We start from the raw sequence: 10,285 nt of genomic DNA, 5'->3' as shown, positions 1-10,285 counted from the left end.
AGGCCGAATTTGAATTCTTTTCTGAACAAAACCCCCTACTATCTGTTGTCAAGGTTCAGTTTTTAGCTTGGTTATCGCTTTTTCCATTGTAGCTTAAAGCCGTCCTAAAAGGACGGGGTTTTAACCCAAATTTTCGATAAGGCAAATCCATCTAGATTCACGGAAGCATATTCTATATCCCCGGCTACAAAAATCCTTGTCCCCGTGGGAGATGCAAATGGAACTAGAAAATTTTGGCCTAGGGATGGCAGGGAATTAAGAACAAATATACTAACTAAGAGGCAACCCGCCAATCCTTGAATGACCAGATTGAAAATTTTTCTCCGTTGCCATCGTCCCATTGCCTAAGTTTCCTTTTTGATTAACAATGATCTTTACCCGCTTTCTCAGCTTATAGCAGTTATCTTAATGGTGAGATAGGAAGTTTTCGTTTTGGGGAGTCGGTTATCAGCTTTTTAGCTATCAGCCGTCAGCTTTTATTTATTCTCCCTTCTCTCTTCTCCCTTCTCCCTTCTACCCTCTCCCCAACCCCAACCCCTCACTGATAACTGATTACTGATAACTGAAATCCCCAACACCCTACTTAACTTCTCATGTCCAATATTTCCCCACAGTGGCGCAAGGAAATTACCTCTTTACCCCCTTGGTTACGGCGTTCGCTCGGCAAATCTAGCGAAATTTCCACGGTTCAGCGCATTATCAAACAAAGGAACATTCATACTATCTGCGAGGAGGGTCGCTGTCCCAATCGCGGCGAATGTTATGCCCAAGGTACGGCGACTTTTTTGTTGATGGGTCCCACCTGTACCCGGTCCTGTGCTTTTTGTCAAGTGGATAAGGGTCATGCACCCATGCCTCTCGATGTGGAGGAACCGCAAAAAGTGGCAGAAGCGGTGCAATTGTTAAATTTAAGTTACGTTGTCTTGACTTCTGTAGCTAGAGATGATCTGGAAGACGGCGGAGCCAGTTGGTTCGTGCGGACGATGACAGCCATTCGCGAACTCAATCCCCACACTTTAATTGAAGTGTTAACCCCGGATTTTGCCGGAGGCAAGGGAAGTCAACAGGAACGGGTGGCGACGGTGGTAGGGGCAAAACCTGCCTGTTACAATCACAATATCGAGACGGTGCGCCGTTTGCAAGGACCGGTTAGACGCGGGGCTAAATACGATCGCTCTTTGGCGGTTTTGCGTTATGTTAAGGAAATCGATCGGTCAATTCCGACGAAATCTGGCCTAATGGTCGGTCACGGTGAGACAAAAGAGGAAATTATCGAGACTTTGGCAGATTTACGGGCGATCGACTGCGATCGAGTTACTATTGGTCAATATATGCGTCCTTCTCTGGAACATTTGCTCGTACAGAAATATTGGACTCCCGCAGAATTTAGCGAGTTGGGAGAAATTGCCCAAAAAATGGGTTTTTCCCAGGTTAGATCCGGCCCCCTAGTCCGCAGTTCCTATCATGCGGGAGATTAAATCAGTTATCAGTTATCAGTTATCAGTTATCAGTGATCAGTTATCAGTTATCAGTGATCAGATGTAAGTTTTAAGTTAATTAGTTAGTTATCTTTATCTTTATCTTTATACCTGTTTACTGATCAATGATTACTGTTTACTAATACTAAATCCGTTGAGTATAGGCTACTTAAGTAGGGTTTGCTGAATAAATCTAAAAACCTTGTTGGGTAAGACTTTTAGACTTTTTGTCAATCAAAAAGTACCCGGCATGGGAGTGATCAGGGGGAAAATTCAGGGACTTTTTCCCTGAAAATTAGGTAATTGACCGCCTGAAAATGGGTAAAACCCTACACCCCACACCCCACACCCCACACCCTAGCCCCACCAACAAACTTTTTCAGTAAACCCTAAGTAGGTGGGTGGAATTAAATATAAAATGAACGTAGGTTGGGTTGAAGCATGAAACCCAACGCCCGCATGGGTTACGCTACCGCTAACCCATCCTACAAATAATTGTGCCTACCTACTTATAAGGATGGGCAAAAGGCAAGAGGCACTCAGGCAAAAGAAGGAATAGATAATCAGTCTTTAGTAACTGGATTTAGTATAATTCCCATTTCATAATTCATAATTCATAATTCATAATTCCCTGATCAAGATGAATTTAGAAGCAATCATCCTAGAGGAAATTAAACAATCAGTAGCGGGTCGAATTAGCTTCGAGCGCTGGATGGATTTAGCTCTCTATCACCCTGATTATGGCTATTACACCTCTGGAAAAGTAGAAATTGGCTCAAAAGGAGATTTTTTTACTTCCTCGTCTCTAGGGGCAGATTTTGGTCAATTGTTGGCAGAGCAATTTGTCGAGATGGCGGAATTTTTGGGCAATTCGCCTGGATTTACTTTAGTGGAAGTGGGAGCAGGTTCGGGGATTTTAGCGAAGGATATCCTTGATTATTTAAGTGATAGCTATGCTGATTTTTATCAAAATCTCAGTTATATAATTATCGAACAATCTCAGAAACTCAGGGAAAGACAACGGGCAACTTTAGCGGGATATTCCCCGGTATCTTGGCAAAGTTGGCCGGATTTAGCCGATAATTCCCTTGTGGGTTGTGTGTTTAGTAATGAGTTAATCGATGCTTTTCCTGTCCATCGAGTTGTGATCGAGTCGGGAGAATTACGAGAAATTTATCTGGGATTGGGGGAACCTTTTCAGGAGATTATCGGAGATTTATCTACTGACAGAATCAAAGACTATTTTGATTTAGTGGGGATAAATATTCCTTCCCCACTTTATCCGGAGGGTTATCAAACCGAGGTAAACTTATTAGCTTTAGACTGGTTAGAAACCGTTAATCGGAAACTCGATCGAGGTTATATCTTAACCATAGATTACGGTTACACTGCCGAAAAATATTATCATCCCCAAAGAAGTCAAGGAACCCTACAATGTTATCGACAACATCAGCGTCATGATCATCCTTATTTGTGGGTGGGAGAACAAGATATTACCACTCATGTGGATTTTACCGCTTTACAACGTCAAGGGGAGAAATTAGACTTAAAAAATCTCGGTTTTACTCAGCAAGGATTATTTTTAATGGCTTTGGGATTGGGAGATAGATTAAATCAACTTTCTCAAGGAAAAATCGATATATTAACGATATTTCAGCGTCGAGATGCCCTACATCAATTAATCAATCCCACCGGTTTAGGAGGATTTGGAGTGTTAATTCAGGGGAAAGGAGTAGAGGAAAGAATACTTCAGGGATTAAGTAAATAACTAAAAAAAATAGGGCTGAATGCTGTTAACTTTCAGCCCTAAGAAATGATTAAGCTCCTACGGATTCTTTAGCGGCATACATTACCTCTAAAGTTATTTCACCAATACCTCGCTCCCGGGCGAATTTTTCGGTATTTCGTTTAACTTTCCCCCGCACAAAACCGGGTATTTTCTGTAATTCTGCCGTCGCTTCCTTATTCCAATTTAGGTCAGAATCTGCCGAAATACCCTTAGTAATTACCTCTTTTGTATCATGACCACCGAATATCTCTAATAGGTGATCTTCCATACCCAAAGTAAAGGAATTATAGACCAAATCGGCGATCTGATTAGTGCCTTCGTAACCTAAGAAAGGTTTATAACCGAGGGGGAAATTTTGGATATGAATAGGTGCGGCAATTACTCCACAGGGAATATCTAAACGTTTGCCCACATGACGTTCCATTTGAGTACCAAATATCGCCGCTGGTTCCAAGCGAGCAATAGCATCTCCTATCGCCCCATTATCATCACTAATTAACACTTCATCGCAATATTCACTCACTTGTTCCCGGAACCAATCCGCATCATACTTGCAATAAGTACCCGCTAAAACCACATGAATTCCCATCTCTCTGGCGAGAATTTTTGTCATAGCGGCTGCGTGGGTATTATCACCAAAAACCACCGCTTTTTTCCCTGTCAAATTCTGACAGTCAATGGAACGAGAAAACCAAGCAGCTTGGGAGATATGCAGAGTTTGTTCATTGATAAAATCTTCGTAATCTACTGCTGCACCTTGGGCATTAATTACCTCTTGGATTTTGCGAATACAGCGCGCTGTTTCCACCACTCCCATGGGGGTAATATCAACGTAGGGCATAGCGAATTCACTTTCGAGATATTTGGCTGTCATTAATCCCACTTCTCGATAGGGAACCAGATTAAACCAAGCGCGGGGCAGATTTTTTAAGTTGTCCACCGAGGCAGCTTCGGGAATAATTTCGTTAACTTCAATGTCCAAATCTGCCATTAACCGCTTTAATTCCGTGCGATCATGTTGGTTATGGAAACCGAGGGTGGTAATACCAATAATATTAACCGAAGGTTTAGGGGTTTTCTGGGAGATAATTTCCCCTTTTCTCTGGGCCTTATCGAGATAATATTTGATAATTTGATAGAGAGTTTTATCGGCCGCTTGTAGTTCATTATAGCGATAGTGGTTAACATCGGCCAGCAGCACATCTCCTTGGGCATCCTGTCGCGCTCTTTCGACAAAGTTTTGTAAATCCTCTTGGAGAATGCTGGAGGTACAGGTGGGGGTTAAAACGATTAAATCGGGACTTTCTTCGCGATCTTTGCGAACAATATTATCGACGACTTTTTCTTGGGAACCCCGGGCTAAAACATTACGATCGACAATACTAGCAGTGACGGGGGTAAAATTACGCTCCCTTTCCAACATCGAGCGCATGACGTTAAAATAATCGTCTCCCAGAGGAGCGTGCATGATAGCATGAACATTTTTAAAGGAACTGGCGATCCTTAAAGTGCCAATATGAGCGGGACCCGCATACATCCAATAGGCCAATTTCATAGAGGGTTCTCCTACAGTCAGACTTTTTTGATTGTCTCAGACTTTACCGATTTAGGAGTGAACGCTTAACGGAAGATTACAAAAAGTCCCCATGCAGATTAAGTATCTTTTTGGGGAAAAATGACACAAATATTAATATTAACTTTTTTAACAATTTATGTCATTAGGGCAAAAATTTCTTTACCGACCGCTTGGTAACAAAGCCAACCGAAATTCGACCGGGGGTCGGGATAATCTTTGACGATGACTCCCTTTTCGGCCGCTCGTTCAAAAGCAACTAAACGGGGAATTTCTCGCTTAAATAGCGGTAATTTCGCTTCTTCTAGAGCTTTCCGCGCTTCCCGTCCTGTTTTTGTCCGTGAATCCACTTGGGTTAACAGAACTCGATAATTATCGGTCATCGTGGACAGCAATTCTACCGCTTTAATCGTGACATCGATATCGAGATGATTGGGAGTGGTGGGTAGGATTAATAAATCGCTGCCCTGAGCTAAATCTTTTAACTCGTCTGGCTCCGGCCGGGCCTGGGTATCGACGATAATATGAGTGTATTGTTTCACCAGTCCCGTCGCTCCAGCTTGGGACGCTACCATAAAAGGAAGGGTGTCTTCCCGGGACCAATGGAGAGCCGAACGATTTTTATCCGCATCAATCAATAAGGTGGGCGCTTTTTCTTGAAAATAGGCGGCCAAATGAATCGATGTGGTGGTTTTCCCGACCCCTCCCTTCAGTGCTACGACGGAAATAATCATGAACGGCTCGATCGAATAAGTGAGTATTTTCTAGTGTAATCCCAGACGGACTGAAAACCGTCTAAGTTTCCCCCCAGAAAAGCTATCGGTCAGAATTGTCGATTTTTGAGCGTGGCTCTCTCGACATTATGCTCTCCCGATCGATCACTTTTTCCGCTCACCACAACTACGGCAGCGTCTTCAATGTTGAACCAATTCTTAGCAATAGCGATCGCTTTCATGATTGGGTTAACTGGTGAATTAGTCCTCTCTTTACCCGCTACTCGTTTATCCGATCGAGAAATCTCTCAACAATTACAGACTATCCCGGGTTGGCAGTTACGAGATCAACGGATTGAAAAAACTTTTAAATTTAACAATTTTATCGAAGCGATCACTTTTGTTAATCGCTTAGTTACTCCAGCTGAATTCCTAGGTCATCATCCTGATATTACCATCAATTACAATCGCGTCACTCTTTCCCTCACTACCCATGAAGTGGGAGGTTTAAGTAACTTAGATTTTGATTTAGCTCAACAAATTGATCGCCTGATTCCCTAGTTTTAAATCAGCTTTAAAGCACACATTTATTATCTTGGCGAATATCCCAACTACCATCAACACGGAATAAAAATAAACAGCGTTTGTCGGGTGTACCGGAAGCAACTAAAGTAATTCTGCCTAACTGTCCCCAAGAACCCCCTAACCCCCCCTTTGTATCGGCCCAACTAGCGCGATAAATTGTCCCTTGATTACCGACAGGTCCACTAACTCGGCGTAGGGTAGAATTATCAGTATCGATGCTAACACCACGAGTGATGGGAGTCCAATCGGTGACATTTTCACATTCGTCTCCTTGTACTTTTGCCACTTTAATCTGTTCAGTTTCACTTTCTGCCATGCACAAAGATAGGGGATAAGAACCTTCTCCCATGGCTTGGTAACGGGTATTTTTCCACTGCTGTGATATTTCAAAGGTGGCGATATTTAAGCGAATCCAAGCCATTAAACGATGATAAACAGAAAGGGCAATGGTTAAGAGAATTCCTAATAAAATTAAGGTAACTAACATCTCGACTTGAGTTAAGCCAGAGTTGGATTTTTGCCGATGAAAAAGCTGTAGATTGCCAAAATGTTTTCGAGAAAGGTCGAAGATATTCATGAGCCTCATCTTGCCTTTTTATTTTCAATAAATTATGGGATTAGAAAGGAGCAAAAATTAATTTGCTCTAGGATAATCCACATAATTTCTTGCTGTTATTACGGACAAGATTGACTGCGATCACTATTTTTTCTGATATGGGCAAAAATCAGCTAAATAAAAGCAATTTTCTGATTTTTTGCTCAATTTAGTTTATTTGCTCTGTTTATAGCGGTTCTCGCATCTGTGCGGCACACTTAAACCTTTGCTGATTAAGCTGTTCAGGATCGGGAATGTACCTCTTGTGAATCAGAAACGCTATATATAGCTAAATGTCCCGCTAACGAATAAATCCCAATTGTCGTCTGGCCTCAAATAATCCGATTGCCACACTAACGGAAAGATTTAAACTTCTCACCCCCGGTTCCGCCATGGGAATATAAACTGTATGATCACATTGATTTAATAAATCTGCCGGAATACCGTCGGTTTCACTGCCAAAAAGTAGCCAATCTCCGCTTTGATAGCTGTATTCCACATAACTACTGCTGCCGCGCACTGTAAACCCGATCGCCCTTCCGCCGCTCTTTTGTTGATATACACAGAAATCATCTATTGTCAAGTGGTACATGAGTTTTACATAGGGCCAATAATCTAAGCCGGCCCGCTTCAGATAGCGATCGCTAATTTCAAAACCCAAGGGACCAACTAAATGCAATTCTGTCCTCGTTGCGGCGCAGGTACGGGCAATATTCCCCGTATTTGGCGGAATTTGCGGATTGATTAAAACCACTCGTAAAATTGCTTCAGTCATCAGTTATCAGTTAAGTAGCTGGTTATATAGCGTTTCCCAATCTCATGAGGTACACCAAAATCTTAACTCCTGAATCCCGAATCCTGACTCCTGAATCCTGAATCCCGAATCCTGACTCCTGACTCCTGACTCCTGACTCCTGACTCCTGACTCCTCAAAACCTAAGACTCTGTACCTCACAACTATGGGAATTGCTATAATTAAATTAAAAATGGATTTTAGGTTCGATCCCCCTGCCCTCCTTGATAAGGTAGGGTTGATTCATGAATCAACCCTACCCTTGATAAGGGGGGTGTCTGATAATTTTTAACGCCTACCTACTTATCAGTTATCGGTTATCGGTTATCAGTTCACTGTTTACAGCAAAAAACTCCCCACCTCTCAATTCATAATTCATAATTTAAATTTATAATTCCCACTTCCCATCTCCCTTGGGTGAGGACTAACTATACTGGATTCTCCCCCACCCTAGTCAAACTTATTTTAATTTAATTGGGATAACTATCCATACTCAACGGGACTAAATCGCCATAGATCGTCAAACCTAACAACATTGTTTCATTAGCGGGGATTAACTTGCCTGTAAGAGTGCAAATCTCATTTTTTCTAGCTGTAGCGTTAAATACTGCCCTTATATCGGTGGCACAAAACTGAGGTCGATAATCTCCTGATTTTTGCTGAACGAAATTCCATAAGACATCGCGAATGAGTGCTTGATAACCTTGATTGCCGGAAATCTCTTTCAGCTTGTCTTTGAGGACTCTTTCCAGACGAATGCTGGTGACTTCCATCTCGGTAGTGGTGGTGCGTGTGATTGTCCGCATAATTTTTTCTCCCGAATACTAAACCTATTGGTGTTACAAGTGTAGTATAAGCAAGATACCTTTAACAAGCACAACCGGCGAAACCATCACCTCTTTTGCTCTTTTTATTTTTGTCTCATGCCTATTTTTCTCATTTTTGAACTCTCGAAAATTAATTAAGTAGGGAGGCACAATTATTTGTAGGATGGGTTAGCGGTAGCGTAACATAATCGGGCGTTGGGTTTCATGCTTCAACCCAACCTACGTTCATCTTATAGCGTTTCCTGTTCGCACTAGGTACATTATCGATGTTGAAAAGCTTAATTAGCAAAGGTTTAAGTGTGCCACACAGGTGTGAGAACCGCTATATATTTAATTCCACCCACCCACTTATGTAACAAGTCCACTGTTAATCCAGTGAGAGTCGAGCATAAACAGCGATCATATTGATCAAATAATAACTATTCTTAATATACCCAAACCCCTAGAAAAAATTGTTATTGTTCCTCAGATTGACAATAGATCTAATTGTCTCCCCTGTAGGTCTTTAACCCTGATATTTTCTTGAGAATCTCTGGATAAATCTAAAGTTTTAATCACCTCTTTTGCCACCGCTTCTACCACGGGAATAGCCACAGAATTACCGAACTGTTTATAAGCTTGGACATCGCTGACAACAATCTGAAAACTATCGGGAAATCCCTGTAATCTTGCCCATTCTCTGGGGGTCATTCTGCGGACGAATAATTTATTTACCTCTCCCTTAATGCGAGTAACGGGAGTAAAATTAGTCAGTCTTTGATCGATAACTAAATTTCTTTCTTTTCCCATACCTCCCACCACAATAGCATTAGCGATACCATCGGGAGAAATAATCTGATAACCAAAACCATTACCTTTATTTTCGTGTCTGGCCCTGTGTTTAAACAAAGTTTCTAAATACTGATTAGAGAGATAATATTTAACGCTGACTTCCTTTTCTTCTAGGATATCTTTGAGACAAGTTTCTTGATGGGTTGGTTGGGGATAGGAAAAATGGTAAATATTCAAATCCTCTCGAAAACCGACGATAAAAATTCGGGGACGGTTTTGAGGAACCCCAAAATATCTGGCATTTAAAATCTGGGGACTAGGGACAAAATAATGCAAATCCTTTTCTAGTATATCTAAAATAGTTTTTAAAGTTTTACCTCGATCATGATGGACTAAACCCTGGACATTTTCTAAGATAAAAGCTTTCGGTTTCTTTTCGTGTAATATCCGGGCAACTTCAAAAAATAAGGTTCCGCGTGCATCTTCAAAACCGTGTTTTCTGCCAGCGATACTAAACGCTTGACAGGGAAAACCGCCGCACATTATATCATGATCGGGGACAGTTTTTACCTCTAATTTTCTGATGTCTTGATTATCGGGTAAATGACCATAGTTAGCCAAGTAAACCTTTTGGGAGTGAGGATCGATTTCCGAAGAAAAAACGCATTGACAACCGAGATTTTCTAGGGCGATTCTAAATCCTCCTATACCGGCAAATAAATCAATAAAAGTCCACATATTTTATCTATTCTAAGCTTTTGTTTTGATCCCAGAGACGATATTATACTAAATCTGGTTATTAAAGACTGATTATTTATTCCCCTTTTTGCCTTTTGCATGAGTAGAAAACGGGTTTCTCCGAGAAACCCGTTTTCTGTGCGTTACTCAACGGATTTAGTATTAAACCGGCTATCTTAGATTTTAGTATAACTGGACTTCCCCGTTGACAAAAAGCCATAACCTGTGCTGTAGAAGGGATTAAGAGAATTTACGCCGCCCCGTTACTGGGTACAAATCAGAGAAACTCCCAATAAATCTAACGCTTTTTGTTGCAGTTGGGTCGGTCGAGTTATCTTAGAAAAACGATAACTTCCCTCCCTAATCGTACATTCCACTGTATTCAAGCAAATTGTCCCCAGGTCTTCCAACAAAGTCCGAAAG

At 41.6% G+C, this 10,285-nt stretch carries 9 protein-coding genes and 1 pseudogene; 3 read left to right on the top strand and 7 right to left on the bottom strand.

From position 1 onward, the window contains the following. Nucleotides 1–128: 128 nt before the first annotated feature. Nucleotides 129–341: pseudogene (locus tag O9290_RS28205) on the bottom strand (mechanosensitive ion channel family protein); the annotation flags it as partial. Nucleotides 342–593: 252 nt separating this feature from the next. On the opposite strand from O9290_RS28205, the gene lipA reads away from it, so the two are divergent. After that, nucleotides 594–1,478: a lipoyl synthase gene (lipA, locus tag O9290_RS13975; protein ID WP_147069886.1), complete on the top strand. Its 885-nt coding sequence runs from the start codon at nucleotides 594–596 to the stop codon at nucleotides 1,476–1,478. 640 nt (nucleotides 1,479–2,118) lie between these two features. Beyond that, nucleotides 2,119–3,246: a class I SAM-dependent methyltransferase gene (locus tag O9290_RS13970; protein WP_288057032.1), complete on the top strand. Its 1,128-nt coding sequence runs from the start codon at nucleotides 2,119–2,121 to the stop codon at nucleotides 3,244–3,246. A 49-nt stretch (nucleotides 3,247–3,295) separates the two neighbouring features. Here O9290_RS13970 and bchB read toward each other — a convergent pair whose 3' ends face one another. Both bchB and O9290_RS13960 read right to left on the bottom strand, forming a co-directional pair. Then, a complete protein-coding gene (gene bchB / locus O9290_RS13965; protein ID WP_288057034.1) occupies nucleotides 3,296–4,822 on the bottom strand; it encodes a ferredoxin:protochlorophyllide reductase (ATP-dependent) subunit B in 1,527 nt (508 codons plus the stop codon). A 155-nt stretch (nucleotides 4,823–4,977) separates the two neighbouring features. Continuing rightward, on the bottom strand, nucleotides 4,978–5,574 hold the full coding sequence (locus tag O9290_RS13960) for a nucleotide-binding protein (protein WP_002761980.1): 597 nt from the start codon (nucleotides 5,572–5,574) through the stop codon (nucleotides 4,978–4,980). A gap of 183 nt (nucleotides 5,575–5,757) precedes the next feature. On the opposite strand from O9290_RS13960, the gene O9290_RS13955 reads away from it, so the two are divergent. Beyond that, nucleotides 5,758–6,114 (top strand): 4a-hydroxytetrahydrobiopterin dehydratase, encoded by a 357-nt coding sequence (locus tag O9290_RS13955; RefSeq protein WP_002761979.1) that lies wholly within the window; start codon nucleotides 5,758–5,760, stop codon nucleotides 6,112–6,114. Nucleotides 6,115–6,127: 13 nt separating this feature from the next. Here the strand turns inward: O9290_RS13955 and O9290_RS13950 are convergent, their stop codons facing one another. The 4 genes from O9290_RS13950 to O9290_RS13935 all read right to left on the bottom strand — a co-directional run bounded on the left by O9290_RS13950 (nucleotide 6,128) and on the right by O9290_RS13935 (nucleotide 9,862). Further along, on the bottom strand, nucleotides 6,128–6,715 hold the full coding sequence (locus O9290_RS13950) for a prepilin-type N-terminal cleavage/methylation domain-containing protein (RefSeq protein WP_288057042.1): 588 nt from the start codon (nucleotides 6,713–6,715) through the stop codon (nucleotides 6,128–6,130). A gap of 319 nt (nucleotides 6,716–7,034) precedes the next feature. Further along, a complete protein-coding gene (locus O9290_RS13945; protein WP_002761975.1) occupies nucleotides 7,035–7,508 on the bottom strand; it encodes a tRNA (cytidine(34)-2'-O)-methyltransferase in 474 nt (157 codons plus the stop codon). A 488-nt stretch (nucleotides 7,509–7,996) separates the two neighbouring features. Then, nucleotides 7,997–8,332 (bottom strand): hypothetical protein, encoded by a 336-nt coding sequence (locus O9290_RS13940; RefSeq protein ID WP_002761973.1) that lies wholly within the window; start codon nucleotides 8,330–8,332, stop codon nucleotides 7,997–7,999. Nucleotides 8,333–8,818: 486 nt separating this feature from the next. After that, the gene (locus O9290_RS13935; RefSeq protein WP_002761971.1) at nucleotides 8,819–9,862 is read right to left on the bottom strand and encodes a DNA cytosine methyltransferase; all 1,044 of its coding nucleotides are present in this window, start codon (nucleotides 9,860–9,862) and stop codon (nucleotides 8,819–8,821) included. Nucleotides 9,863–10,285 lie beyond the last annotated feature (423 nt).

Origin of the sequence: Microcystis sp. LE19-41.2A, from assembly GCF_027530405.1 — a bacterium.
Taxonomy (GTDB): Bacteria; Cyanobacteriota; Cyanobacteriia; order Cyanobacteriales; family Microcystaceae; genus Microcystis; species Microcystis aeruginosa.
The sequence above is the reverse complement of the archived record's forward strand: the minus strand, read 5'-3'. Positions and strand labels throughout refer to the sequence as shown.

Coding starts and splice junctions, on each gene's coding strand:
- lipA (WP_147069886.1), top strand. CDS start 594: ATGTCCAATATTTCCCCACAGTGGCGCAAGGAAATTACCTCTTTACCC.
- O9290_RS13970 (WP_288057032.1), top strand. CDS start 2,119: ATGAATTTAGAAGCAATCATCCTAGAGGAAATTAAACAATCAGTAGCG.
- bchB (WP_288057034.1), bottom strand. CDS start 4,822: ATGAAATTGGCCTATTGGATGTATGCGGGTCCCGCTCATATTGGCACT.
- O9290_RS13960 (WP_002761980.1), bottom strand. CDS start 5,574: ATGATTATTTCCGTCGTAGCACTGAAGGGAGGGGTCGGGAAAACCACC.
- O9290_RS13955 (WP_002761979.1), top strand. CDS start 5,758: ATGTTGAACCAATTCTTAGCAATAGCGATCGCTTTCATGATTGGGTTA.
- O9290_RS13950 (WP_288057042.1), bottom strand. CDS start 6,715: ATGAATATCTTCGACCTTTCTCGAAAACATTTTGGCAATCTACAGCTT.
- O9290_RS13945 (WP_002761975.1), bottom strand. CDS start 7,508: ATGACTGAAGCAATTTTACGAGTGGTTTTAATCAATCCGCAAATTCCG.
- O9290_RS13940 (WP_002761973.1), bottom strand. CDS start 8,332: ATGCGGACAATCACACGCACCACCACTACCGAGATGGAAGTCACCAGC.
- O9290_RS13935 (WP_002761971.1), bottom strand. CDS start 9,862: ATGTGGACTTTTATTGATTTATTTGCCGGTATAGGAGGATTTAGAATC.